We start from the raw sequence: 24064 nt of genomic DNA on the forward strand, positions 1-24064 counted from the left end.
ATTTCCAGCGGCCGTACGTCCTGTCAATTGATCTGACTGGATGGGTTGTCGCGTCCGGCGAGGGCGGTCGGTCGGCCCACCCGCCCCGACACGACGACGCGCGGACGTGAGATTCGCCGCGCCACGCGCCGTCGTCCTGATCTCCTAGAGACAACTGCGCCCTTCGCCTGGCAGGCTGCCACCCATGACCCTGAAGCTGCGTTCCGTGGGAACGAGCGACCGTGGGCTGATCCGCAGCGGAAACCAGGACGCCCTGCACGCCGGCACCTGGCTCGTCGCCGTGGCCGACGGCATGGGCGGAATGGCCGCCGGTGACCTGGCCAGCGCGCTCACCATCGACGCGGTCGCTCCGCTGGACGTGGAGACACCCGAGGACGCCTTGGTGGCCGCCCTCCAGGGCGGCATCGCGCTGGCCACCGCCCGGATCCGGCAGGCGGTCGCCGAGGATCCGGAGCGCCAGGGCATGGGCACCACGCTGACCGCGCTGCTCTTCGCCCGCACCGGCACCTGCCTGGCCCTCGCCCATGTTGGCGACTCGCGGGCCTACCTGTTCCGCGAGGGCGTGCTCAAGCAGGTCACCCGCGACGACACCTTCGTCCAGATGCTTGTCGACCAGGGTGTGATCACCGCGGACCAGGCCAGCAGCCACCCGCGCCGGGCGGTCGTCACCCAGGCGTTGCAGGGTGAGAACGTCTCACCGTCGTACGCGACGATGGTGCCCCGGGCCGGCGACCGGTGGCTGCTGTGCAGCGACGGCCTCTCCAACGTCGTCCGCCCGGACACCCTCGCCGAGGTGCTCACCACCTACCCGGACCGGGCCGCCTGCGCCGGCAAGCTGATCGACCTGGCGCTGCACGCGGGCGGGCCGGACAACGTCACAGTGGTGGTGGCGGACGTGGTCGAGGAGTAGCCGGACGTCAGCGCCGCCGCGGCGCGGCACGCCGGGTGGGCGTCGCGGTGCCCGGGTCCTCCGGCCACGGGTGGCGGGGGTAGCGCCCCCGCAGCTCCGCGCGGACCTGCGGGTAGCCGGTGCGCCAGAACGACGCCAGGTCGGCGGTGACGGCCACCGGCCGGCCGGCGGGGGAGAGCAGGTGCAGCAGCACCGGCACCCGGCCGCCCGCGATGCGGGGCGCCGCCGGCCAGCCGAAGGTCTCCTGGAGCTTCACCGCCAGCACCGGCGCCGCCGGGTCGGCGTAGTCCAGCCGGATCCGTGAACCACTGGGCACCTCGATCCGCTCCGGGGCCAGCTCGTCCAGCCGGGCGGCCTGCGCCCACGGCAGCAGCCGGCGCAGCGCCGAGGTCACGTCCACCCGGCCCAGGTCGGCACGTCGCCGGGCGGCGGCCAGTTCGGGGCCGAGCCAGGTCGGCGCGGCGGCGAGCAGCGCCTCGTCGCCGACGTCCGGCCACTCGCCGTCGAGGTGGTGCCGGCAGAACGCCATCCGTTCGCGCAGTGCCCGTGCCGCCGGCGTCCAGGGCAACAGTCCCAGCCCTTCCTGGCGCAGGCCGGTCAGCAGCGCCTCCGCCACCTGCGTCCGGTCCGGGCGGTCCAGCCGCCGCGCCACCAGCTCGATCGCGCCGAGCCGGGTCACCTCCCGGGCCACCACGTCCCCGTCGGTCCAGCCGACCTCCCGGCGCGTGGACAGCAGCGGACCGGCGGCCTCACGGGCGGTGGCCTCGTCCAGCGGGGTGGCCCGGCGGATCCGCGCCGAGGGCGCGCCGGGGGTGCGGTCCGCGACGGCGACCGCCAGCCAGTCGGAACCGGTCAACCCCGACCCGACCGCCAGCTCCGCGGCGGTGCCGCCCGTCATGAGGTACGCCGAGCCGCCCGGCCGCCGCACCCGCGCCAACCGTTCGGGGTACGCGAGACCGACCAGCAGCCCGGCGGCGAGATCGTCGGTGAGCCCGGCCGAGCCGGCGCGTCCCCGCGGTGGAGAGCTGGCGGGCAGCGCGGCGCGCAGCCGGCGTACCTCGGTGCGCCAGCGGGCGGTGGCTCCCGCGTCCACCCCGGTGCGCAGCCGTCGCCAGCCGGCCACCAGGTCGTCGCCCGGGCCGGCCGCGCTCTCCTCGGCGAGCAGGGCCACCACCTCGGCCGCCCGGTCCGCGCCGACTCGCCCGGCGCCGTCGAGCAGCGCCCGGGCCAGCCGTGGGTGCGCGCCAGCGGCGGCGATCGCCCGCCCCCGCGCGGTGATCCGCCCGTCCGCGCCGACGGCGCCCAACGTCTCCAGCGTGTCCCGGGCCACCGCCATGGCGGCGGCTGGCGGCGGGTCGGGCAGGGCGAGTCCGACGCCGTCCGGCTGGCCCCAGGCGGCCAGCTCCAGCGCGAACCCGGTCAGGTCGGCGGTGGCGATCTCCGGCTCCGGCCGGGCGGGCAGCCGCTCGTGGGTGGCCTCGGACCAGCAGCGGTAGACGTACCCGGGCGCCTCCCGGCCGGCCCGCCCGGCGCGCTGGGTGGCGGCGGCCCGGGAGACCGGCACGGTGATCAGCGCGCCCAGCCCGCGCGCCAGGTCGACGCGGGGCACCCGGGAGAGTCCGGCGTCCACCACCACCCGCACGCCCGGCACGGTGAGGCTGGTCTCGGCCAGCGCGGTGGCCAGCACCACGCGCCGCCGGTCGTCGGTCGCGCCGGCTCGGGGCCGCAGGGCCGCGTCCTGCTCGGCGGCGCGCTGACGGCCGTGCAGCGGCAGCAGCGCGACGGTGTCCCGCAGGTCGGCGAGTCGGCCGGTGATCGCGGCGATCTCACCGGCCCCCGGCAGGAAGACCAGGATGTCACCGTCCTGTTCGCGCAGTGCCCGCCGAACGGTGGCCGCCACGTGATCGAGGACGGCGCGGTCCACCGGTCCGGCTCCGGGCGGCGCGATCGGCCGGGACGGCGGCGCCCAGATCCGCCGTACCGGGTGCAGCGCCGACTCGGCCCGCACCACCGGGGCGGCGTCGGCCCCGCCGAGCAGCGCGGCGAACCGGTCGGTGTCGGGCGTGGCGGACATGGCGAGGAGCCACAGGTCCGGCCGGAGGGTGGCCCGCGCCTCCACAGTGAAGGCCAACGCGAGGTCGGCGTCGAGCTGCCGCTCATGGCACTCGTCGAGCAGCACGGCACCGGTGCCGGGCAGCTCCGGATCGTGGTGCAGCCGGCGGACCAGCAGGCCGGTGGTGACCACCTCGATCCGGGTGGCCGGGCCGACCCGGCGCTCGCCGCGTACCGCGTAGCCGACGCGCTCACCGACGCGCTCGCCGAGCAGTTCGGCCATCCGCCGGGCCGCGGCGCGTGCCGCCACCCGGCGGGGTTGCGCGATCACCACCCGGCCGTCGACCCGGTCGGCCACGGCCAGCGGGGCGAGGGTGGTCTTGCCGGTACCCGGCGGGGCCACCAGGACCGCGGCGCCGGCCGCGTCGAGCGCGGCCGTCAGCGCTGGCAGCGCCGGGCGTACCGGCAGGTCCAGGGTTACGTCGGAGAGCACGGCACAGTCTCGCACCGGCTCGTGGGGCTCAGCCCCGGTGGACCTCGCCGAGGCCCCGCAGGAAGAGGCGCCAGGCCGTCGGCCCGAAGGCGAGCACCGGGCCGGAGCGGTCCTTGCTGTCCCGGACGGCGACCTGACCGTCGGCTGTCGCGACCTCCACGCAGTTGCCGTTGCCGCTGCTGCGCGTGCTGGTGCGCCAGTCCGCCCGGGTCAGGTCGAGCGCCGTCATCCGCCGTACCTCTCGTCTGTGTCGGCGTGCCACAGATGCGGTCACGCAAAGTTACGAGAAGCCTCCTCGAGACGGGTCATCGATGCCCCCGGATCGAGTGCCATCCGGCACAGCTCCTCGTGCAGAAGGCTATACCCGAGCACATGATCGGCATCCTCCAGAGCCAGCCCCACCGTGAGGTTATCCAGGTAAACCACGGACGCGTCGGCAGCGTCGGCGAAGTTGAGGATCACGTACGGTGTGCTCATCGCCGGGTGCCCGCCGGCCGCGAACGGAAGTACCTGGACCGTCACGTTGGGTAGCTGTGCGATGCGCGTCAGGTGCGCCAGTTGCTCGGCCATCACGAGAGGGCCGCCGACCGGACGCAACAGCACCGCCTCGTTGAGCACCACCGACAGCTGGGCGGGCTCGTCGCGGCGGAGCACCCCCTGCCGGTGCAGCCGGGCCGCGACCTTGCGCTCCAGCCCGTCCTCGCCCGCCGTGCGGCGGAAGATCGCCCGGGCGTACGCCTCGGTCTGCAACAGCCCGGGCACCGACTCAGCCTCGTACGTGCGCAGCGCCGCCGCCTCGGCCTCCAGCCCGACGTAGAACTCGAACCACTCCGGCAGCACGTCGCTGTAGTTCTGCCACCAGCCGCGCTGCTGCGCCCCCCGGGCGATCTCGATCAGCGCCTCGGCGTCCGCGCCGGTGACCGAGTAGAGCGCGAGCGCCGCCCGGACGTCGCGCGGCTTGATGCCGATCTGCGCGTTCTCGATCCGGGAGAGATTGCTCTTGGACATGTCGAGTTGGCGGGCTGCCACATCGAGGGTCATGCCCGCGCGCTCGCGGAGTTGGCGGAGCTCCCGAGCGATGCGTCGACGGCGCACGGTCGGGCTGGCGGCGGGCCGGAGGGTGCGGGAGACGGTCACCGTCCGAGTCTGACACGACAAGATCCGCAGGTCGCGAGTGCACGGAGTGCAACTTTCAAATCTGGGAGTTGCATTGCAGTAGCTGTGGGTGCATCCTTTCCCGGTCGCGATCACTGTGGACACACACTGTGCGGGAGGGCCGTTGCTCATCGCCGACGAGTTCTTCCTCATCGCTCACAACGACAGTCGTGGCAAGGCCAAACTCCACCCGGCGGCGACCGGCCTCGGCCTGGCCGGCGGGCTGCTCGGTGAGCTGATCCTTTACGGACACATCACCGTCTCGGGCGGGCAGGTCGCCGTCCTGGACCGACGCCCGCCGGCCGACGCGCTGGCGCACACCGTGCTCGACCAGCTGATCGGTGAGTCACAACACCACGCGGTCACCACCTGGCTCAGCTTCCTGGCCCAGAGCGCGACGACCTCGGTGGGCGAGCGGCTGGCCCGGGCCGGCGTGCTGCGCCGCCAGGAGAGCCGCCGGCTGCTGCGTACCTCGGTCAGCTATCTGCCGATCGACCTCAACGCCGTGGCGTGGCCGGCCACCCGGCTGCGGGCCCTGCTGGACCGGCCGGACCCGCCGAGCGTGCCGGACGCGCTGCTGCTCGGCCTGATCGTGGCCGCCGGGTTGACCCGTGAGGTGCTGTGGAGCGCCGGACCGCGCGCCCACCACCGCCTGAACGTCCTCATCCCCGCGCTGCCGCCGCCTCTGAAGGAACTCGTCGGCCACACCGAGGCCGCCGTCGGCGCGGCAGTCCTGCGCGGTGTTCCATGACCCCCCGGTAATCCCCAACCCCTCTCGACAACCGGAGTAGTCGTATGCCCTCGACATCGACAGTCGACAGACCCAGCAACGTCTCCGAAGCCCTCGCCCGTGGCCGTCTCGGCATCCCGTCGGTCATCTTCTTCGTGCTCTCCGCCGCCGCGCCGCTGACCGTGGTGGCCGGTGTCGTCACCACCGGCTACGGCGTCATCGGCGTGACCGGTATCCCGCTGGCCTTCCTGGTGGTCGCCGCGGTGCTCGCCCTCTTCTCGGTGGGCTACGTGGCGATGTCCCGCCGGGTGGAGAACGCCGGCGCGTTCTACGCCTACATCTCTCGTGGCCTCGGCCGCCCGGCCGGCGTGGGGGCGGCCTGGATGGCACTGGTGGCGTACAACGCGCTCCAGGTGGGGCTCTACGGCACCATCGGCATCGCCGCCGAGCCCGTGCTCGACCGGATCTTCGGCGGGCACCCGCACTGGTCGATCGTCGCCCTGGTGGCGTGGGCACTGGTCGGGCTGCTCGGCCTGCTCCGCGTGGACATCAACGGTCTGGTCCTGGCGGCGCTGCTGGTCGCCGAGATCGTCGTGGTCCTGATCTTCGACCTGGGTCAGCTCGGCAACCCGGCCGGCGGCGAGGTCGACTTCGCTGGGTTCTCGCCGGACAACCTCTTCGTGCCCGGGGTCGGCGCGGTGCTGGTGCTGGCGATCCTCGGCTTCGTCGGCTTCGAGTCCGCCGTGGTGTTCAGCGAGGAGAGCAAGGACCCGAAGCGGACGGTGCCGCTGGCCACGTACCTCTCGGTGGGCATCGTCGCCGCGCTGTACGCGCTCTCCTCCTGGACCATGACCGTCGCGGTCGGGTCGGACCGGATCGTCGCCGAGGCTGGCGAGCAGAGCGTCGGGCTGATCTTCAACCTGGCCGCCGCGCAACTGGGGGAGACGGCGGTCACCATCGGCCAGGTGCTCTTCCTGACCTCGGTGCTGGCCGCGATGATCTCTTTCCACAACACCACGGCCCGCTACACGTTCGCGTTGGGCCGGGAGCGGGTGCTGCCGGCGGTGTTCGGGCGAACCTCGCCGCGCAGCGGCGCTCCCCGGGCCGCCTCGCTGGCGCAGAGCGTCCTCGGCCTGCTGGTCATCCTGCTCTACGCCGTCAACGGCTGGGATCCAGTGGTCAAGCTGTTCTTCTGGGTCGGCACCAGCGGTGGCTTCGGCGTGCTGCTGTTGATCGCCACCACCTCGGTGGCGGTGATCGCCTACTTCGCACGCTCCGGCGGCACCGAGACGCTGTGGCGGCGGGCCATCGCACCCGGCGTGGCCACCATCGCGCTCGTCGTGATCATCTGGCTGGCCGTGTCGAACTTCGCCAACCTGCTCGGCGTCGCCCCGGACTCCAGCCTGCGCTGGATGCTGCCCGCCGTGTACCCGGTGGCGGCCGCGTTGGGCATCGGCTGGGCGCTGCTGCTGCGCAGCAACCGTCCGGACACGTACGCGAGGATCGGCCTCGGCGCGGCGAGCGCCGCAGCGGCCGTACGGCCGGCGGAGCAGCCACCGGCGCCGGCCAGTGCGGAGGCGTCCCGGTGAGCGCGAGGAGTGAGCCGGGGTTGCGAGCCCCGCAGTCGCGAACGGAGCCGGTTCGGTGAGCGCGAGGAGTGAGCCGGGGTTGCGAGCCCCGCAGTCGCGAACGAAGGCAGCCCGATGAGTGCGGACATCGACCGGCTCGGGCCCGAGGACACGGCCCTGGTGGCGGGTCGGATCGCCGAGGCGTTCACCGCCCTGCGGGTGACCCGGTGGCTGGTGCCGGACGCGAGCAAGCGGGAGGCCGTGCTGGCCGGGGACTTCGAGATCATCGTCGACCACGCGATGCGGCACGGCCTGGTGTTCGGCACCGCGGACCGGTCCGCAGTCGCGGTCTGGTTGCCGTCGGTCGGTGAGCCGGCCCCGCCACCGCCGAACTACGACGCCCGGCTCGCCGCCGCCTGCGGCGAGTGGACCGACCGCTTCCAGCATCTCGACGAGCTGTTCGCGGCGAACCACCCCCATGATGACCATCACCACCTCGCCTTCCTGGCGGTCGAGCCGGGGCGGCAGGGGCACGGGTTGGGCACCGCCCTGCTGGAGCACCACCACGCCTGGCTGGACGCCAACGACATGCCGGCCTACCTGGAGGCGAGTGATCCCCGCAGCCGGGATCTGTACGCCCGGCACGGCTACCGGGCCGGCGAGCCGTTCCGGGTGCCGGACGGCACGCCGTTCTGGCCGATGTGGCGGGAGCCGGCGGGGCGCTGACGAAACCGGCCGGGCCGCTGTCCGGGGGGCAGTGACCCGGCCGGTACGCCGAGCGTGTGCTGGTGTGTAGGCGCGGTCGAGGGCCGGGTCCGCCGACCCGGCCCTCGACCGTCAACCGTTCAAAGCGTGCGGTGCGATCAGTACGTGCCGTCGAGCTGGCCGCGCAGCTTGGTCAGCGCCCGGGCCAGCAGCCGGGAGACGTGCATCTGCGAGACACCGATCTGGTCGGCGATCTGCGACTGGGTCAGGTTGCCGTAGAACCGCAGCGTGAGGATCTTCTGCTCCCGCTCGTCGAGCGTGGCCAGCGCGGGGCCGAGAGCGACCCGCAGCTCGGCCAGCTCGAACTCGCTGTCCTCGCCGCCGAGCATGTCGCCCAGCTCGGTGGCGCGTTCGCCGTCGCCGGTCGGGGTGGACAGCGACACCGCGTTGTAGGCGCGGGCGCCCTCCAGGCCTTCCAGGACCTCTTCCTCGGTGAGCTTGAGGTGGGCGGCGATGTCGGCCACCGTCGGCGAGCGGCCGAGGGTCTGCAGAAGCGAGCTGTTGGCGTCGGAGATGGCCAGCCGCAGCTCCTGGAGGCGACGCGGCACCCGGATGTCCCACGTGCGGTCGCGGAAGTGTCGCTTCAGCTCGCCGATGATGGTGGGGATGGCGTACCCGGCGAAGTCGACGCCGCGGGACGGGTCGAACTTGTCGATGGCCTTGATCAGCCCGACGGCGGCGGTCTGCGCCAGGTCGTCGGTCGGCTCGCCCCGCCCGCTGTAGCGGTGGGCGAGGTGGTTGGCCAGGGGGAGCCAGGCCTCGATGGCCCGGTCCCGCAGAGCGGCGCGCGACGGGTGGTTGACGGGCAGCGCGGCCATGGCGTTGAGCAGATCGGCGGCGCTGTCGGTGAGCGCCCGCGGGTCGAGCTTGGTGGTGCTCGTCTGCTCGGCAGCGGCGGTGCTCGGCTGCTCGGTGATCGTTGGCGCGGTCATGGGTGGTCCTCCCTGCACCTCGTCCGCGGACAAAAAGGCGTGACGCTTTGGTTTAGCTGTGAATGGGCCGTTCGGGACTCACCTTAGCCTGATCGGCCCTCGGAAATCCAGCCGAAAGGCTGATGTACTTAAGCCGTGTTGAACCATGAAACGGAACAAAGCGGGACGACAGTTGGCAGGGCTGTGAGGTCACGTACCCAATCTTCGGGTGATCCCTCGGCAGCCGGCCGTCCCGTTCCTTCCTGTCCGGCCGGTTCGTCGGACCCGCCGATCGGTCAACACGAAATCCGACATTGGGCCCGGAGTGTCGTCTATCTGTCGTTGTCCCGTCGGCGGGACTGCCCGTAGCTTCGGTGTACACACCCGGTTCGGAGGCACCGTGCTCGATCCAGCCGCTCCCCAGCTCGTCGTGAACAGTCGCACGCTCTACGTCAGCTGGCTGCCGGCGGACCCGGACGCGGTGGCCGCGCTGGTCCCGCCCGGGCTGCGCCCGCGCCCGGATCGGCAGGTGTTCCTCAACCAGTACGTCGTCGACGACGAGACGCAGACCTCCGGCTTCGGCGCCTACTCGCTGACCTACCTCGGTGTCTCGCTGGTCGGCGTCGACGCCCCCGGCGGGATCAGCCCGGGTGGCTGGTGGACCCACTACGTGGCGTCCAGCCGGATGGTCCGCGACTACGCCACCGCCCGCGGCGCCCCGGTGCTCGCCGGCCGGACCCGGATCGAGGCGGACGGCGAGGACCTGTTCTCCGAGACGGAGGTCGACGGGACGCCGCTGGTCCGGGCGCGCTGCCGCGTGGGGGAGACCGGCCACCTGATCAGCAGTGGGCACCACCGCTACTTCACCCGTCGCGACGGTCAACTCCTCAGCTCGGTCTACCCGTACGTGGCGGAGCCGGTCGCGCCGTTCGAGATCGAGTCGGTGGAGTTCCTGCCCGGGCACCCGATGTACGCGCTGCGCCCGGCCAACCCGCTGATCATCGGCTTCGGCTACTACTCGCCGCGCTCATCGTTCGCCTACCCCGGCGGGTTCAGCGTGTACCCGGGCGGGGCCGACCTGCCCGAGCCGGCGCGGCAGGTTCACCAGGTGCCGGCCAGCCTGGCCCGCAGTGGCCGGCCGTCGGGGTCGTAGACCAACCGGTAGACCGGCAACGCCCACGCCCGGGTGAACCACGGCAGACGTTCGGGGCGGTGCGGGCGCAGCCGGCCGGGCGGCCGGTCGCCGACCTGACCGCCGTCGTACCAGCGTTGCAGCGCGTCGGCCGCGGCCGTGACGGCCGCGACGGCCCGCGCCGGGTCGAGCAGGTCGGCGTCGTCCGTGCCGGCCGGGTCGCGGTCCAGGTGCTCGCGCCAGAGTCGCAGCCGAAGGTCCCGGGCGAAGACCCGCGCCCCGTCGCCCTGGCCAGGTGCGTCGGTGGGCTCCCGCTGGTCGCGGGTGTCGTCGAGCACCGCGCAGGACAACTCGCTGTCATGCGTCCAGGACCGGCGGTTGAAGTTGTCGCTGCCCACGCTGGCCCAGACGTCGTCGACCACGCAGACCTTCGCGTGCACGTAGACCGGCGCGCCGGCGTGGTTCTCCACGTCGAACACGTGCACCCGGTCCGGTGCGGCGCGCTCGCACAGCGACAGCGCCTGCTCGCGGCCGACCATGTTCGGTGGCAGCGCCATTCTGCCGTCCACGTCCGGGTGCCGGGGCACCACGGCGACCAGGTGCAGCTCGGGATTGTCCCGCAGGGCATGTGCGAACAGGTCCGCCACCTCGGCCGACCAGAGGTACTGGTCCTCCAGGTAGATGAGTCGGCGGGCGCGGCGTACCGCCTTGGTGTAGCCCCGCGCCACGGTGCGCTCGCCGTCGGGTGCGAAGGAGTAGCGCGGCCGCACGGCCGGGTAGGTGCGCAGCACCTGGATCTGGTGCGGCCCGCACTCGGGCGGGTCGGCGGGCTGCTCGGGCAGCGGGTCCGGGCGCAGGTCCGCGCCGCGCAGCCGGTCCCGCAAATACGCCATCGGGTTCTCCGAGTCCAGTGGCATCGGGTCGGTCCAGCGTTCCCGGAACAGGGTGTCCAGCGCGCCGACCACCGGGCCGCGCACCGCGAGCTGCACGTCGTGCCAGGGTGGGTGGGGGCCGTACCGGGGGGACATCGGCACCGGCTGCGGATCGCCGTGGTGTGCCGTGTCGTCGCGGCGGCTGTGGCACAGGTCGATTCCACCGGCGAACGCGATGTCGCGCTCCGGGGCGTTCAGGTGCCGCAGCACCACCAGCTTCTGGTGGTGCGAACCGCCGCGGCGGACCCGCTGGTCGAGCAGCACCTCACCGCCGGCCGCGGCGATCGTCTCGCTGAGGTCGCGGTTCTCCGCCTCGCTGTAGGCCAGCGCGTCGAGGTGTGAGCGCCAGATCAGCCCCTTGACCACCACGCCGCGCTGGGCGGCCTGGGCGAAGAGTTGGGCCACCGTCGGGCCGTCCGGGCGCAGGAGTTGGTCCGGGTCGCCCCGCCAGTCGGTGAAGAACAGGTGGTCACCGGCGGCCAGCGTCTGCACCTCGTCGACCAGCCTGTCGAAGTACGCCGCACCGTGAATCAGCGGCTCGGCGAGGTTTCCCGTGGTCCATACGGGTAACCCAGAGACCGGGTTGGCGCGTTCCTGCGCGGTGAGGAACCAGTCCCGCAACGGCACGATCCAGCCCTCCCCGAGGTCGACAAGGTCCTCACGGTAGGACCCCGGCCGTGCATACGCACGCCAGGCCGACCTGACCGGTCGGACCGCCGCCATCCGTTCGACGCGACAACCGAGGAGGCCACACCATGCCCCGCGAGACGACGAACCCCGTGACCGAGCACCGCGAGCCGGCGGTGGAGAGCGAACGGGGGGCGCTGGTAGCGGTGTTGGTGATGGTGATTTTGGGCGTCGCTGGGATTTTTGCGGTCTCCTGAGGTGGCGCCGGCACCCTCCGGGGTGCCGGCGCCGATCTCAGAGATCGACCGAGGTCAGGGCCGCGAGCCCTGACCGTCGGTGTGCGGCACCCGCTCGGTGGGGATCACGCCGAGCCGGCCGGCCTGGAAGTCCTCGAACGCCTGGATCAGCTCGTCCCGGGTGTTCATCACGAACGGGCCGTACTGCGCCACCGGCTCCCGGATCGGCTTGCCGCCCATGATGTAGAGGTCCAGCGCGGGGGTGTTGCCGTCCTGCGTGGGGTCGGCGCTGAAGCGCAACGCGTCACCCGGCCCGTGCACGGCGAGCTGACCGGTACGCACCGGCCGACGGTCGGTGCCGACCGTTCCGCGCCCACCGAGCACGTACACCAGGGCGTTGAAGTCGGGCTGCCAGGGCAGGTCGACCTGCGCCCCCGGCTGCACGGTGACGTGCGTGATGGTGATCGGCGTGAAGGTGGAGCCCGGGCCGCGGTGCCCGGCCACCTCACCGGCGATGACCCGGATCAGCGCGCCCCCGTCGGGCGTGGTGAGCAGCGCCGACTCCCGGCCACGGATGTCCTGGTAGCGGGGCGGGTTCATCTTGGCCGCGCGGGGCAGGTTGACCCAGAGTTGGGTGCCGTGGAACAGCCCGCCGCTGACCACCAGGTGCTCCGGCGGCGCCTCGATGTGCAACAGGCCACTGCCGGCTGTCATCCACTGGGTGTCACCGTCGGTGATGGTGCCGCCGCCACCGTGCGAGTCCTGGTGGTCGAAGACCCCGTCGATGATGTAGGTGACCGTCTCGAAGCCGCGGTGCGGGTGCCACGATGTCCCCCTCGGCTCGCCCGGCGCGTAGTCGACCTCACCCATCTGGTCGAGGTGGATGAACGGGTCCAGGTCGCTCGTCGACACCCCGGCGAAGGCCCGGCGGACCGGGAAGCCCTCGCCCTCGAAGCCGCTGGGCGCGGTGGTCACCGTGCGGACCTTGCGGAAGCTGGTGCTCTCGTCGAGCCGGGGCAGGCGGGGCAGGACGAGGACGTTGTCAACGGTGATCGCGGGCATCGGAGGCTCCTTGACTCGTGGCGTGGGTGTTCGGGGTGGTCCGGGCCGCCCGCAGGCGGTGACCGAGCCGGTCGAAGACCCGGGTGAGGCAGGCGACCTCGGCGTCGTCGAGGTCGTCCATCAGATGGGTACGCACCGACGCCAGGTGGTGGGGTGCGGCTTCGGAGAGGGTGAGCAGCCCGGCGGCGGTGAGCACCGCCTCGCTGCCGCGCCGGTCGTCCGGGCAGGCCTGCTTGCTGACCAGCCCGCGGCGTTGCATCGAGGAGATCTGGTAGGTGAGACGGCTGGGGGAGAAGACCAGGCGGCCGGCCAGCTCACCCATCCGGAGCCGTTGCCCCGGCGCCTCGGAGAGCAGGACCAGCACGTGGTAGTCGGCGAAGCTGAGGCCGCTGTCGGCCCGCAGGTCGTCTTCCAGTTGGGTGAACAGGCGCTGGCTCGCCTCGATGTAGGCGCGCCAGGCGGCCGATCGGGTGCTGTCCAGGTTCTCTGTCACGGCTTCGACGATAGCACTCGTTAAAAATTTAACTAGTGCCGTAACCCGTCGTCTGCATCACCCTGAGTCCGCCTTTCCACCTGAGTGGTGCAGCTTTGAAGGAACACTGCGGAAATGGGGCGGCGGAGTCGGCGCGGGGTGTGCCAGACTCCCGCCTCGTGGAACACGTGGAACTCGCCGCCGGCGACCTGCTGCTGCGTCCCTGGCGGGACGCCGACGCCTCGGCGGTGCGCGACGCCCTGCGCGACCCGGCTATCGCGCAGTGGAACCCGCAGGGTGGCGGCCCGGTCGACGACGAGGCCGCCCTGCTCTGGGTCCGGCGCCGGGCCGACTGGTCGGCCGGCGACCACGCCTCGATGGCGGTGACCGCCGCGACCGGTGGCGACCTGCTGGGCTCGGTGTCACTGCACCACATCCACCACGGCGACGCCTCGATCGGCTACTGGACGGTGCCGGCCGCGCGTGGCCGTGGGGTGGCGGTGCGCGCCGTCGGTCGGCTCACCGACTGGGCGTTCGCCGACCTGCGGCTGCACCGGGTGGAGTTGTGCCACGCGGTGGCCAACTCGGCCTCCTGCCGGGTCGCCGACCGGGCCGGCTACCTCGCCGAGGGGACGCTGCGCGAGTCGTACCAGTACGGCGACGGCCGCCGCCACGACGAGCACCTGCACGCCCGCCTGGCGACCGACCGTTAGTCGGAGGGTGTCACTCGGCGACCTTGCGGAGGAACGCGGCGAGGGCGGTCCTGACGCGGTCGATCCGCTCCGGCAGGGGTAGGGGCTCGGGCATGCGGGGCTCGGCGCGCTTCTTTCCGCGCAGATAGAGCGAGCAGGCCAGGTCGGAGCAGATGTACGTGCCCACGGAGTCACCCTGCCGGCCACCCGGACCGGCCTTGCGGGCGGTCATCAACGAGACGCCGTCGCCGACGTGCGTGGTCAGGCAGAGCGAGCACATGCTGTGCCGCCCGCGCCCGGTCTGGTGCGTCGCGGCCCGCAGCACCACTCCGACGAGTTTCCCGTCGGATTCGGTGACCAGGTAGGCCCGCTGCGGCGCCGCCGGGTCCCGCCAGCCGAGGAAGTCGAGGTCGTCCCAGGGGCGCATTTCAAGATCGTTTGGTACGGCCATCCGCTTCGCCTCACCCTGCGTGCAGTTGACGAAGGACTTGCGGATGGCAGATTCGGTAACCTCTAACATAGGTAGTAGCCTAGCGCTCCTAGGCAAACGAATAAGGAGGCTAGTTTTGGAGGCTGCCGCATGGCACGTGCGGGGCTGACCGTCGAGCGCCTGACCCTGGCCGCCGCCGACCTGGCCGACGAGGTGGGCCTGCCCAACGTCACCGTCGCGGCGCTCGCCCGCCACTTCGGCGTCAAGGACGCGAGCCTCTACTTCCACCTCAGGAACGCACAGGACCTGCGCGTCCGGGTGGCGCTGCTGGCGCTCGCGGAGCTGGCCGACCGGGTCGCCGACGCGCTGGCCGGCCGCGCCGGCAAGGACGCGCTGGTGGCCTTCGCCAACGCGTACCGGGACTATGCGAAACAGCACCCCGGGCGGTACGCCGCCATGCAGATCGACCTCGACCCCCAGACGGCCGCCGCGAGCGCGGGTGTCCGGCACGCGGAGATGACCCGGGCGATCCTGCGCGGCTACCGACTCGCCGAGCCGGACCAGACCGACGCGGTGCGGATGATGCACAGCACCTTCCACGGCTTCGTCAGCCTGGAGAGGACCGGCGGGTTCCGCCACACGCCCCGCTCCGCCGACGACTCCTGGGCGCGCACCCTCGACGCCCTCGACGCTGTCCTGAGCAACTGGCCGGCCACCGCCTAGGCTCGCAGGGGTGCAGGATCTCGAGTTGGCCGACTGGCGCGAGCGGGTGGCCCGGCTGTACCTGTCCGACGTCGACCTCGCCGGCTTCCGCGCCGGCCGCGACGACCTCTTCGCCACCCACCCGCAGAGCCCGATCCCGCCGGCCGACCGCGCCGGCTTCACCGGGGTGCGCTACTTCCCGCCCAATCCGGAGGCGGTGGTCGAGGCGCCGCTGCGACCGGCCACCGGCGAGCTGCGGGTGGACACCGGCGGCCCGGACGGCGTGGTCGCGTACCGCCGGGTCGCGGTGGCCGAGACGCCGTGGGGGCCGCTGACCCTGTGGTGGATCGAGGCGTACGGGGGCGGGCTGTTCGTGCCCCTGCGCGACGGCACCTGCGGGCAGGAGACCTACGGCGGCGGCCGGTACCTCACCGACACGGTGAAGGGCACCTTCGGTCGGGGCGTCGAGCTGCTGCCCGGCGACCGGGTTCGGCTGGACGCCAACTATCTCTACAACCCGAGCTGCGCCTACGACGACCGCTGGGCCTGCCCGCTGGCGCCGCCGGAGAACCGCGTCGACGTGCCGCTGCGGGCCGGAGAGCTGGCGTACCACGACTGACCGGCCGCCCCGGCGTGCTGCCGGGACGGCCGGTGCGTGGTCGGTGGCTCAGCGGGCGTTCGCTGGCGCCGGTTGGGGCATCCGCAGCCGGGCCAGCACCTGCCGGGCCTGGTCGGCGAGCTGCGCGTCGACGATCACCGCGTACTGGCCGGCGCGTAGCGAGCTGGCCGAGGTGAAGTCCCGCTGCCCGCCGGTCATCGCGTGCGCGACGGCGCCGAACACGGCACCCCAGATCGCACCGATGACCAGGCCCACCAGGATCACCGCCACCCAGTTGCCGACGGTGAAGATGCCGAACAGCAGGCCGATGAAGAGCCCGAACCAGGCGCCGGTGCCGGCGCCGAGCAGGGCGGCACGGCCGGTGGTCATCCGCCCGAGCACCGTCTCCACCAGTGTGAGGTTGGTGCCGACGATGGCGCTGTGCTCCACCGGGAAGCGGTTGTCGGCCAGATGGTCGACGACCTGCTGCGCGGACGGATAGTCCGGATACGAACCGATCGTCACGGTGGGCGGGCCGCTCTCCGGCCCGTGCCCGTCGCCGGCCGGTGTCGACAGGCGCCCTGCCGGACCGGCCGGGAGCAGGTCGCCGCCCTGTGTGCCGGGCCGCCACGCGGCGGCCGGCCCCGAAGCTGAGGTCATGAGCATCCTCCCTCGTCAGAGCACCGGGTTCCCGTAAGCGTCGAGCGGTAACGCCATCCGCCACGGCGTATGCCGTCGCGGGTAAGGCATGTGCCGTGCCGGCCCGGGTAGGTAGCCAGGTGCAGAGCGGACAGATCAGCGACCACGGTTTCCTCGCCGACGGCCGCAGCGCGGCGCTGGTGGACCGCTCGGGCTCGGTGAACTGGTGGTGCCCGGGCCGTTTCGACGCGCCGTCGGTGTTCGCCCGGCTGCTCGACGAGAAGGCCGGGCACTGGTCGATCCGGCCGGAGGCCGACTTCACCGTCAAGCGCCGCTACCTCGACGACAGCCTCGTGCTGCGGACGGTCTTCCGCACCGACCAGGGGGAGGTGGCGTTGACCGACGCGCTCGCCTTCGAACCCGGCGCACGCGGGCACGACATCGGCATGCACTCGCCGCAGGTGCTGGTCCGCAGCGTGCGCGGGCTCTCCGGCGAGGTGCCGATGCGGGTGCACTACCGACCCTGCTTCGAGTACGGGCGGACCACGGCGTACCTGGTCGAACGCGACGGCGCCCTGGAGGCGGTCGCCGGGGCCGCCCGGCTCAGGCTGCGCGGCAGCGTGCGGCTGAGCTGCGGCGACGGCGACGCCGCCGCGACGTTCACCGCCCGCGCCGGCACGACCCACAACTTCTCCCTCGGGTACGCCCCGACCTACGACGCCCCGCCACCGGAGCTGCCGCGGGCCGACCAGACGATCGCCGACACGGTCGAAGGGTGGCGCTCCTGGGTCCGGCAGCACGGGTACGACGGCCCCTACGCCGAGCAGGTGCGGCGCAGCGCGCTGGTGGTGCAGGGCATGACGTACCGGCCCAGCGGGGCGGTGGTGGCCTCGGCGACCACCTCGCTGCCGGAGAAGGTCGGCGGGGACCGCAACTACGACTACCGCTACGTCTGGGTGCGCGACTTCAGCCTCACCCTGCGGGCGTTGTGGCGGTCGGCGTGCTTCGACGAGGTGCAGCGGCAGTTCGCCTGGTTGAGCCAGGCGATGGGTCGGGTCGACGACGGGCTGGTGCCCATCATGTACGGGGTGCTGGGGGAGCGGGACCTCACCGAGCACCGCCTGGAACAGCTCGACGGCTACCGCGACAGTCCGCCCGTCATGATCGGCAACGACGCGTGGCGGCAGCGGCAGACCGACATCTTCGGCGAGGCGCTGGATGCGGCCTGGCTGATGCGCGACCGGCTGGAGCCGTTCGACCCGGAGATCCACCATCTGCTCCGGTTCTTCGCCGACCAGGCCGTGCGGGACTGGCGGCTACCGGACGCGGGCATGTGGGAGGAGCGCGGGATCGAGCACCACCACGTGTCGTCGAAGGTGCAGTGCTGGGCCGCCCTGGACCGGGCCGTCCGCTTCGGTGACCGGCTCGGCTCGCCGCAGGACGTGGCCCGCTGGGCAGCCGCCCGCGACGAGGTGCGCGCGACCGTGCTGGCGCGGGGGTGGAACGAGCGGCTCGGGGCGTACACCGGGATTTTCGATTCCGACGACCTGGACGCGTCGGTGCTGGTGATGCCGCTGGTGGGGTTCCTGCCGGCCGACGACCCGCGGATGCGCTCGACGGTCCGCGCGGTGGAGCGGCAGTTGTCGCACGACGGCCTGCTGCGCCGCTGGGACGGTGACCCGGCGGGGTTCGTGATCTGCTCGTTCTGGTTGGTGGGGTGCCTGGCGCTCGCCGGTGAGCGGCGTCGGGCGCACGAGCTGTTCTGCGCGTTGGCCGCCCGGGTCAACGACCTGGGTCTGTTCGCCGAGCAGATCGACCCGTTGACCGGGGAGCAGTTGGGCAACTTCCCCCAGGCGTTCTCGCACATCGGGCTGATCAACGCCGCCGGCATCCTCACCGATGTGGAGCGGGACCCGGAGCTGCGCGATCGTGGCATGCCGCCGGCGCACTTCACCCCGGCGCGGTCCTGAGCCACCCCGGCACAGGGGCGTGTCACGAACGCGGGACAATGCCGGGATGCGGCTGGTGCTCACGGCGGACACCCACCTGCCCAAGCGGGCCCGGGACCTGCCCGGGCCGCTCTGGACGGCCATCGAGGCGGCGGACGTGGTGGTGCACGCCGGCGACTGGGTCGACGAGTCGCTGCTCGACGCGATGACCGCGCGGGCACGGCGACTGATCGGGGTGTACGGCAACAACGACGGCCCGGCGCTGCGGGCCCGGCTGCCCGAGGTGGCCCGGGTCGACCTCGACGGCCTGCGGGTCGCCGTGGTGCACGAAACCGGCCCCCGGACCGGTCGCGAGCAGCGGTGCGCGGCCCGCTTCCCCGACGTCGATGTGCTGGTCTTCGGGCACTCACACATCCCCTGGGACACCGTGGCCCCCGGCGGGCTGCGCCTGCTCAACCCCGGCTCACCCACCGACCGCCGGTCCCAGCCGCACGCCACCTACCTCACCGCGGAGATCCGCGCCGCGCGCCTGACCGAGGTCGAGCTGCACCGGCTGCCGGCCCGCCGCTAGTCCTGCCGGTCGGCACCGGTCCATGCCGCCGACCGGGCACCTACGATCAACCGATGAGCGGGGACCGGGGTGTGGTGGTGGTCGGGGCGGGCATCGCCGGGGTGGCCTGCGCGGTGGAGCTGGTCCGGGCCGGCGTGCCGGTGCGGGTCCGTGAGCGGGGGCACGTGTGTGGCGGCCGGATGGCCAGCAAGCGGTTCGCAGGTCGCCCCGCCGACATCGGCGCCGCGTACTTCACCGTCAGCGACCCGGACTTCGCCGCCGTGGTCGACCAGTGGCGCGCCGCCGGCCTGGTCCGGGAGTGGACCGACACCTTCCAGTCGTACGACGCGCACGGCCGCCACGACGCGCCCGGCCCGATGCGCTACGCCGCGCCACGCGGGCTGCGGTCGCTTGTCGAACACCTGGCCGGGCCGGTGCCGGTGACCGTCGACCGGCTGGTGCTCACCGTGGAACCCGGGCCGACCGTGGACGGCGAGCGGTTCGACGCGGCCGCCCTGGCGATGCCGGGGACGCAGGCCGCCCTGCTGCTCGACCCGGCCCTGGCCGAGGCCACCCGGGCCGTGCGGGCGCAGTCCTGGTCACCCACGCTGTCCGCGGTGCTGCGGTTCCCGTCCCGGCGCTGGCCGGCCTTCCACGGCGCGTTCGTCAACGACCATCCGGTGCTCAACCTGGTCTGCGACGACGGCGACCGGCGAGGGGACGACGCGCCGGTGCTTGTCGCGCACACCGTGCCGGAGTTCGCCGCCGGGCACCTGGCCCAACCCACCGGCGCCGGCCCGGCGATCGAACAGGCCGTGCGGGACCTGCTCGGGGTGCCCGAGGAGGCGACCGACGTGCACGTGCACCGCTGGACGTACGCGAAGCCGACCGGCGACGCCACCGGCGACACCTGTCACCTCGACGGGGACGGCATCGGCCTGGCCGGCGACGCGTTCGGCAAGCCCCGGGTGCAGAGCGCCTGGCGTTCCGGCCGCGACCTCGGCCGCGCGCTGGCGGCCCGCCTCACCTGACGGCCAGGGCTCAGGCGTGCCCGGCGGCGACGGGCCGGGCGTCGCCGTCGCGTTCGGACGGGTCCCCGGTCCGCTCGCCCTGCCGGTCCAACAACTGCATGACCGGGGTGGCCGCGACCCCGTGCACCACCACCGAGACGAGCACCACCAGCCCGACCGTTGCCCAGAGCAGCTCCGCCTGCGGAAAGTCCGCCTTCGTGGTGGCGTACGCGAGGTAGTAGAACGAGCCCACCCCGCGAATGCCGAACAGCGAGATCACCCAGTGCTCGGCCGGCCGGCCCGGCGCGCCGCGCAGCGACAGCCAGCCGACGACCGGTCGGACCAGGAAGACCAGCATCAGCCCGACGGCCGCCGCCTGCCAGGTCAGCGGTGCCAGCAGGCCGCCCACGATGGCGCCACCCAGCAGCAGTAACAGCACCAGGGTCAGCAACCGCTCGATCTGCTCGGCGAAGTCGTGCAGCACCGAATGGAACTCGTGGGTCCGCTCGGCGGCCCGGATCGCCCGCGCGGCCACGAACACCGCCAGGAATCCGTACCCGCCTGCCACCTCTACCAGCCCGTACGCCAGGAAGGTGGCGGCCAGCGCCAGGAACCCCTCGGCGTGCCGGGCCAGCCGCAACTGGCTGGGCGCCCGGAAGAACAGCTTGCCGAGCAGCCAACCGATGAGCAGGCCGCCGCCGACACCGACACCGACCTTCCAGAGCACGTCGACGGCGAACCAGTCGGCGAGCCATTCGCGCGGGGCGAGGCTGGTCGAGGCGATGGCGATGGCCGCGTACACGAACGGGAACGCCAACCCGTCGTTGAGGCCGGCCTCGGAGGTCAACGCGAAGCGGACCTCGTCCTCGGAATCCTCCACATCGGTCGGCTCGCCGACCTGCACGTCGGCGGCGAGCACCGGATCGGTCGGGGCCAGCGCGGCGGCCAGCAGCAGCGCCGCCGCCGGCACCAGGCCGGCCCACCACCAACCGAGCAGCGCCACCGCCGCGATGCACAGCGGCATCGCGATGGCCAGCAGTCGCCAGGTCGACGACCAGCGGGCCCAGCTCAACGGACGATCGATCTTCAGGCCGGCGCCCATCAGGGCGACGATCACCCCGATCTCGGTCAGGTGGGTGGCCAGCTCCGGGTGGGCCAGCGGGTCCGGTGTCGGCAGCCCGATCGGCAGCAGGAACACCACCATGCCGAGGACGAGGAACGCTATCGGCATGGACAGTGGGCGGCGCTCCAACACCCGGGGCAGGACGCCCGCCAGCAGAGTTCCCAGGCCCACCAGCGCGAACTCGACGTCGACCACGTCTACCGGGTCCACCGCACCACCCCTTCGCCGCACCCGCGCGGTGCGGGCAGGTGGCCACAGATGCCCCGAACGGCGTGCCGCTATGCGTACGCGCTCACGTCATCCGATGTGACCTATCGGGGCCTGGCGAGCGGTGATTCGGCCAGCCCGGCGAGTAGCGCGGCCGGGTCGTCGTACACCGCCACCGCGCCCGCGCCCGCCAACTCGCCCCGGCTGGTGCCGCCGCAGGTCAGCCCCACGCAGGGGATGTCCAGCTTGCCCGCCGCCGCGACGTCCCAGACCGAGTCGCCGACGAAGACGACCCGCTCGGCGGCGAGCCCGGACTGCTCCAGCGCCGCCACCAGGATGTCCGGTGCCGGCTTGCTCTGCCGCGCGTCCGCCGACGAGGTGACGGTGTCGATCACGTCGTCGGCGTCCAGCGCCCGGCGCAGCGCACCGACCTCGTGCTCGGCGGCGGAGGTCGCGAGCACCACCCGTAGCCCCCGCTCGGCGCAGGCGCGCAGCAGGTCCGCCGCCCGGGGCAGCGGCGTGAGCCGTTCCCAGTACTCGGCGTACAGGGTGTCGTGCGCGTCGCGCAGCTTCGGGTCGTCGTCGCGGTCCCGCTCCGGGCCGAGCAGGTGATCGAGGAGCTTGTCCGCGCCCATCCCGATCGAGCGGTGCACGGTCGCCATCGGCACCGGCTGGTCGGCCTGGCGCAACGCCTCCCACCAACTCACCGTGTGTAGGAAGGTGGTGTCGACGAGGGTGCCGTCGACGTCGAAGAGGACTCCGGTGGGTCGTTCGGTAGCCATGGGGGCACTCCTACCCGTCCGGTTGCCGGCTGATTCGTGTGGACCGTGCGGCGCCCGGCCGACCTCAGCGAGGCTCGGCCGGCGAAACGAGGATCTCGAACCAGACCGTGGAACCGCGCACCGACGGGTCGGTGCCCCAGGCATCACTGAGCTCCTCGATCAGGCCGAGACCACGACCGCGACTGCTCAACGTGTCGGTGCGCGCCCGGGTCACGGTGCCCCGGGTGCCGGAGTCGGCGACCGAGACCAGCAGCCGTTCCGGGCTGAGGTCGATCTCCACCCGGGCGGCCGTGCCCGCGTGCAGCAGCGCGTTGGTGGTCAGCTCGCTGGTGCACAGCACCGCCGCGCCGATCACCGACTCGGCGACCTGCCACTCGGTGAGCTGACCGGTCATCCAGTGCCGGACCCGGCTCGGCGCGGTCGGCTCCGCCGGAACCTCCATCGCCGCCGAGCGGCTCGGCTGGAGCGCGTGCTCGACCGCCAGCACGGCCACGTCGTCCTCGGTGCCGCCGGGCACCGACGCGGTGGCCACCGCGCAGAGGGCACGGGGATCACTGCTGCCGGCCTTGGCCACGGCATCGCCGAGGGCGTCCAACCCGGCGGTGAGGCTCTGCCGGCGACGCTCCACGACGCCGTCGCTGAACAGCAGCAGCGTGTCGCCCGGGGGGAAGGCGACGGTGGTCGTCGCCGGCCGCCCGCCCAACCCCAGCGGAGGGCCGGCCGGCACGTCCACGTACTCGGCGTACGACCGGCCGTCCGGGGTGCACCGACGGATCAGCGGAGCGGGATGACCGGCGCTGGCGAGGGTCAGCTCCCGCCGCTGCGCGTCGATGACGCCGAACACCACGGTGACGAACAGCTCGTGCGTGCGGGCCTCGGCGCCGAGGCTGGTCACCAGCCGGTCCAGCCCGGCCAGCACCGCGTCCGGCGCCGGGTCGGACAGGGCCAGCGCCCGCAACGCCGCCCGCACCTGGCCCATCCGCGCCGCGGCCTGCACGTCGTGCCCGGCGACGTCGCCGAGCACCACTCCGAGCCCGCCGGTGGGCAGGAGGAAGGCGTCGTAGAAGTCCCCGCCGGCCGCGTTGCCGTCCACCCCCGGGTCGTAGCGGGCAGCGATCCGCAGCCGCGGAAGGTCCGGGAGGTTCTCCGGCAGCATGCTGCGTTGCAGCAGTTGGGCGGTGCCGTGCTGGGTCTCGAACCGGCGGGCCCGCTCGGCCGCCTGGCCGATCAACTCCGCCGAGGCGGCCAGCAGCGCCCGCTCGGCGGCCGACCAGGCGTGCGGCACCTGGTAGCCGACCGTCAACCCCCCCTGGACCACCGAGGTGCCCAGCGGCAGCACGGCAAGCGACCGTACCTTCTGGTCGTGACGGTCCGTGGCCGTCTCGCGCAGCGGCTGCCCGTCTCCGGTGAACGACGGCTCGCCGGAGCGGACGGCCTGCGCCACCGGGCCGGACCAGTCCGCCGACGCCCGCCGCCACAGCGGTGGCAACCGCTCGTCTACCTCGTCCAGCAGTTCACCGCGTACCCGGCGGACCATCCGCCAACCACCGCCGCCCTCGTCGACCACGAACGAGACCCGGTCGGCGTCGAACGTGGTGATCGTGTAGCGCAGGGCGACCCGGGCCACGTCGTCGAGGGTGAGGGTGCCGGCGAGCGCCGCCGCGACCTGGCTGAGGCTCTGCAACTGCTCGGCCACGTGGGTAGTCTCGGCGGCGACGGTCAGGACGCCGATGATCCGGCCGGAGCCGTCGCGGACGGCCGAGTGGCCCCTGGTGAAGACCATCTGCTCGGCCACGCCGGAGTGCCCACGGGCCACGAGAGCCGTGGACTCCTTCTCCAGGAACGACACGCCCTCCCGGTAGACGCGCTCGGCCACCTCACCGAACCCGGGCAGCGTCCAGACCTCGGCGTGCACCTCGCCGGCGGGACGGCCCAGAGCGGACGGGTGGCGGAAACCCAGCAACTCGGCGTAGCCGTCGTTGTAGAGCAGGATGTGGTCGTCGCCGTACGCCAGTGCCATCGGCATCGGCGAGGCGAGCATCAGCTCGACCACGGCCCGCAGCGCCGGGTCCCAGCTGTCACGAGGGCCCAGCGCAGTGGCTGCCCAGTCGTGGGCGAGCACGGCAGCGGTCGCGCCGGGCCCGGTGGTTGCGCCCGGGACCGGGGTTGCTGGCGTGGGGACTCGCCCGACCGTTCCTGGCATGTTCGCAGCCTAGTCGCCCGCCGGACAGCTGCATCTGATCATGGCGGCGGGTCGCCACCAGGTCTGGAGCCGTGCCTGTCCGGGCTGGTCAGGACCACTGTCGGTCGACTTGTCGGAAAAATGGCTGCGAGCCG

24 protein-coding genes are annotated in these 24064 nt (G+C 73.0%); 12 read left to right on the forward strand and 12 right to left on the reverse strand.

Annotated features, from left to right (window positions below):
• The first annotated feature begins 184 nt into the window (after positions 1-184).
• Positions 185-910, forward strand: a complete 726-nt coding sequence (locus ABZ808_RS15535) for a protein phosphatase 2C domain-containing protein (RefSeq protein ID WP_357006151.1) — start codon at positions 185-187, stop codon at positions 908-910.
• A gap of 7 nt (positions 911-917) precedes the next feature.
• Here ABZ808_RS15535 and hrpB read toward each other — a convergent pair whose 3' ends face one another.
• From hrpB to ABZ808_RS15550, 3 genes are read right to left on the reverse strand one after another with little or no spacing between them, the layout of a single operon-like run.
• Positions 918-3455, reverse strand: coding sequence for an ATP-dependent helicase HrpB (gene hrpB / locus ABZ808_RS15540; RefSeq protein WP_357006153.1), 2538 nt, complete (start codon positions 3453-3455; stop codon positions 918-920).
• A gap of 28 nt (positions 3456-3483) precedes the next feature.
• On the reverse strand, positions 3484-3684 hold the full coding sequence (locus ABZ808_RS15545; RefSeq protein ID WP_357006155.1) for a DUF397 domain-containing protein: 201 nt from the start codon (positions 3682-3684) through the stop codon (positions 3484-3486).
• Positions 3685-3725: 41 nt separating this feature from the next.
• Positions 3726-4550 carry a helix-turn-helix transcriptional regulator gene (locus ABZ808_RS15550; protein WP_357006811.1) on the reverse strand — a complete coding sequence of 275 codons (825 nt, stop codon included), beginning with the start codon at positions 4548-4550 and terminating at the stop codon, positions 3726-3728.
• A gap of 184 nt (positions 4551-4734) precedes the next feature.
• On the opposite strand from ABZ808_RS15550, the gene ABZ808_RS15555 reads away from it, so the two are divergent.
• From ABZ808_RS15555 to ABZ808_RS15565, 3 genes are all read left to right on the forward strand, one after another.
• Positions 4735-5361, forward strand: coding sequence for a GPP34 family phosphoprotein (locus tag ABZ808_RS15555; protein ID WP_357006157.1), 627 nt, complete (start codon positions 4735-4737; stop codon positions 5359-5361).
• Between the two features lie 44 nt (positions 5362-5405).
• Entirely contained in the window at positions 5406-6929 is a 1524-nt protein-coding gene (locus ABZ808_RS15560; RefSeq protein WP_357006159.1) for an APC family permease, read from the forward strand.
• A 114-nt stretch (positions 6930-7043) separates the two neighbouring features.
• On the forward strand, positions 7044-7634 hold the full coding sequence (locus tag ABZ808_RS15565; protein WP_357006161.1) for a GNAT family N-acetyltransferase: 591 nt from the start codon (positions 7044-7046) through the stop codon (positions 7632-7634).
• Between the two features lie 137 nt (positions 7635-7771).
• On the opposite strand, the gene ABZ808_RS15570 is transcribed toward ABZ808_RS15565, so the two are convergent.
• Positions 7772-8605 carry a SigB/SigF/SigG family RNA polymerase sigma factor gene (locus ABZ808_RS15570; protein ID WP_357006164.1) on the reverse strand — a complete coding sequence of 278 codons (834 nt, stop codon included), beginning with the start codon at positions 8603-8605 and terminating at the stop codon, positions 7772-7774.
• Between the two features lie 379 nt (positions 8606-8984).
• On the opposite strand from ABZ808_RS15570, the gene ABZ808_RS15575 reads away from it, so the two are divergent.
• Entirely contained in the window at positions 8985-9737 is a 753-nt protein-coding gene (locus ABZ808_RS15575; RefSeq protein ID WP_357006167.1) for a hypothetical protein, read from the forward strand.
• Here the strand turns inward: ABZ808_RS15575 and ABZ808_RS15580 are convergent.
• Positions 9686-11275, reverse strand: coding sequence for a phospholipase D-like domain-containing protein (locus tag ABZ808_RS15580; RefSeq protein ID WP_357006170.1), 1590 nt, complete (start codon positions 11273-11275; stop codon positions 9686-9688). The genes ABZ808_RS15575 and ABZ808_RS15580 overlap by 52 nt on opposite strands.
• A gap of 128 nt (positions 11276-11403) precedes the next feature.
• Between ABZ808_RS15580 and ABZ808_RS15585 the strand changes: the two genes are divergently transcribed.
• Positions 11404-11532 carry a hypothetical protein gene (locus ABZ808_RS15585; RefSeq protein WP_280116081.1) on the forward strand — a complete coding sequence of 43 codons (129 nt, stop codon included), beginning with the start codon at positions 11404-11406 and terminating at the stop codon, positions 11530-11532.
• Positions 11533-11586: 54 nt separating this feature from the next.
• On the opposite strand, the gene ABZ808_RS15590 is transcribed toward ABZ808_RS15585, so the two are convergent.
• Both ABZ808_RS15590 and ABZ808_RS15595 read right to left on the reverse strand, forming a co-directional pair.
• The gene (locus tag ABZ808_RS15590; RefSeq protein ID WP_357006172.1) at positions 11587-12573 is read right to left on the reverse strand and encodes a pirin family protein; all 987 of its coding nucleotides are present in this window, start codon (positions 12571-12573) and stop codon (positions 11587-11589) included.
• The gene (locus ABZ808_RS15595; RefSeq protein WP_357006174.1) at positions 12554-13066 is read right to left on the reverse strand and encodes a MarR family transcriptional regulator; all 513 of its coding nucleotides are present in this window, start codon (positions 13064-13066) and stop codon (positions 12554-12556) included. The genes ABZ808_RS15590 and ABZ808_RS15595 overlap by 20 nt, the downstream gene beginning before the upstream one ends.
• Before the next feature lie 158 nt (positions 13067-13224).
• Between ABZ808_RS15595 and ABZ808_RS15600 the strand changes: the two genes are divergently transcribed.
• Entirely contained in the window at positions 13225-13758 is a 534-nt protein-coding gene (locus ABZ808_RS15600; RefSeq protein WP_357006176.1) for a GNAT family protein, read from the forward strand.
• Positions 13759-13768: 10 nt separating this feature from the next.
• Here the strand turns inward: ABZ808_RS15600 and ABZ808_RS15605 are convergent, their stop codons facing one another.
• On the reverse strand, positions 13769-14257 hold the full coding sequence (locus ABZ808_RS15605; protein ID WP_357006179.1) for an FBP domain-containing protein: 489 nt from the start codon (positions 14255-14257) through the stop codon (positions 13769-13771).
• Positions 14258-14317: 60 nt separating this feature from the next.
• Between ABZ808_RS15605 and ABZ808_RS15610 the strand changes: the two genes are divergently transcribed.
• Together ABZ808_RS15610 and ABZ808_RS15615 are read left to right on the forward strand one after the other, a co-directional pair.
• Positions 14318-14890: a WHG domain-containing protein gene (locus ABZ808_RS15610; RefSeq protein ID WP_357006181.1), complete on the forward strand. Its 573-nt coding sequence runs from the start codon at positions 14318-14320 to the stop codon at positions 14888-14890.
• Between the two features lie 10 nt (positions 14891-14900).
• Positions 14901-15488, forward strand: coding sequence for a DUF1684 domain-containing protein (locus ABZ808_RS15615; RefSeq protein WP_357006182.1), 588 nt, complete (start codon positions 14901-14903; stop codon positions 15486-15488).
• A 48-nt stretch (positions 15489-15536) separates the two neighbouring features.
• Here ABZ808_RS15615 and ABZ808_RS15620 read toward each other — a convergent pair whose 3' ends face one another.
• A complete protein-coding gene (locus ABZ808_RS15620) occupies positions 15537-16127 on the reverse strand; it encodes a general stress protein (protein WP_357006184.1) in 591 nt (196 codons plus the stop codon).
• 119 nt (positions 16128-16246) lie between these two features.
• On the opposite strand from ABZ808_RS15620, the gene ABZ808_RS15625 reads away from it, so the two are divergent.
• From ABZ808_RS15625 to ABZ808_RS15635, 3 genes are all read left to right on the forward strand, one after another.
• The gene (locus ABZ808_RS15625) at positions 16247-18076 is read left to right on the forward strand and encodes a glycoside hydrolase family 15 protein (protein ID WP_357006186.1); all 1830 of its coding nucleotides are present in this window, start codon (positions 16247-16249) and stop codon (positions 18074-18076) included.
• 46 nt (positions 18077-18122) lie between these two features.
• A complete protein-coding gene (locus tag ABZ808_RS15630; RefSeq protein ID WP_357006188.1) occupies positions 18123-18626 on the forward strand; it encodes a metallophosphoesterase in 504 nt (167 codons plus the stop codon).
• Between the two features lie 71 nt (positions 18627-18697).
• Positions 18698-19636, forward strand: a complete 939-nt coding sequence (locus ABZ808_RS15635) for an FAD-dependent oxidoreductase (RefSeq protein ID WP_357006813.1) — start codon at positions 18698-18700, stop codon at positions 19634-19636.
• Between the two features lie 10 nt (positions 19637-19646).
• Here the strand turns inward: ABZ808_RS15635 and ABZ808_RS15640 are convergent, their stop codons facing one another.
• From ABZ808_RS15640 to ABZ808_RS15650, 3 genes are all read right to left on the reverse strand, one after another.
• A complete protein-coding gene (locus ABZ808_RS15640; protein WP_357006190.1) occupies positions 19647-20948 on the reverse strand; it encodes a cation:proton antiporter in 1302 nt (433 codons plus the stop codon).
• Positions 20949-21049: 101 nt separating this feature from the next.
• Complete coding sequence (locus ABZ808_RS15645) at positions 21050-21727, reverse strand: HAD family hydrolase (RefSeq protein WP_357006193.1); 678 nt, start codon at positions 21725-21727, stop codon at positions 21050-21052.
• Positions 21728-21791: 64 nt separating this feature from the next.
• Positions 21792-23930: a SpoIIE family protein phosphatase gene (locus tag ABZ808_RS15650; RefSeq protein WP_357006195.1), complete on the reverse strand. Its 2139-nt coding sequence runs from the start codon at positions 23928-23930 to the stop codon at positions 21792-21794.
• Between the last annotated feature and the right edge of the window lie 134 nt (positions 23931-24064).

This window comes from Micromonospora sp. NPDC047527, assembly GCF_040643015.1.
In the GTDB taxonomy this organism is placed as follows: Bacteria; Actinomycetota; Actinomycetes; order Mycobacteriales; family Micromonosporaceae; genus Micromonospora.

Excerpts from the sequence above, each read along its gene's own strand:
- ABZ808_RS15565 (WP_357006161.1), top strand. The coding sequence starts at position 7,044 with ATGAGTGCGGACATCGACCGGCTCGGGCCCGAGGACACGGCCCTGGTG.
- ABZ808_RS15590 (WP_357006172.1), bottom strand. The coding sequence starts at position 12,573 with ATGCCCGCGATCACCGTTGACAACGTCCTCGTCCTGCCCCGCCTGCCC.
- ABZ808_RS15630 (WP_357006188.1), top strand. The coding sequence starts at position 18,123 with ATGCGGCTGGTGCTCACGGCGGACACCCACCTGCCCAAGCGGGCCCGG.
- ABZ808_RS15650 (WP_357006195.1), bottom strand. The coding sequence starts at position 23,930 with ATGCCAGGAACGGTCGGGCGAGTCCCCACGCCAGCAACCCCGGTCCCG.
- ABZ808_RS15570 (WP_357006164.1), bottom strand. The coding sequence starts at position 8,605 with ATGACCGCGCCAACGATCACCGAGCAGCCGAGCACCGCCGCTGCCGAG.
- ABZ808_RS15610 (WP_357006181.1), top strand. The coding sequence starts at position 14,318 with ATGGCACGTGCGGGGCTGACCGTCGAGCGCCTGACCCTGGCCGCCGCC.
- ABZ808_RS15545 (WP_357006155.1), bottom strand. The coding sequence starts at position 3,684 with ATGACGGCGCTCGACCTGACCCGGGCGGACTGGCGCACCAGCACGCGC.
- ABZ808_RS15645 (WP_357006193.1), bottom strand. The coding sequence starts at position 21,727 with ATGGCTACCGAACGACCCACCGGAGTCCTCTTCGACGTCGACGGCACC.
- ABZ808_RS15620 (WP_357006184.1), bottom strand. The coding sequence starts at position 16,127 with ATGACCTCAGCTTCGGGGCCGGCCGCCGCGTGGCGGCCCGGCACACAG.
- ABZ808_RS15560 (WP_357006159.1), top strand. The coding sequence starts at position 5,406 with ATGCCCTCGACATCGACAGTCGACAGACCCAGCAACGTCTCCGAAGCC.
- ABZ808_RS15535 (WP_357006151.1), top strand. The coding sequence starts at position 185 with ATGACCCTGAAGCTGCGTTCCGTGGGAACGAGCGACCGTGGGCTGATC.
- ABZ808_RS15585 (WP_280116081.1), top strand. The coding sequence starts at position 11,404 with ATGCCCCGCGAGACGACGAACCCCGTGACCGAGCACCGCGAGCCGGCG.
- ABZ808_RS15605 (WP_357006179.1), bottom strand. The coding sequence starts at position 14,257 with ATGTTAGAGGTTACCGAATCTGCCATCCGCAAGTCCTTCGTCAACTGC.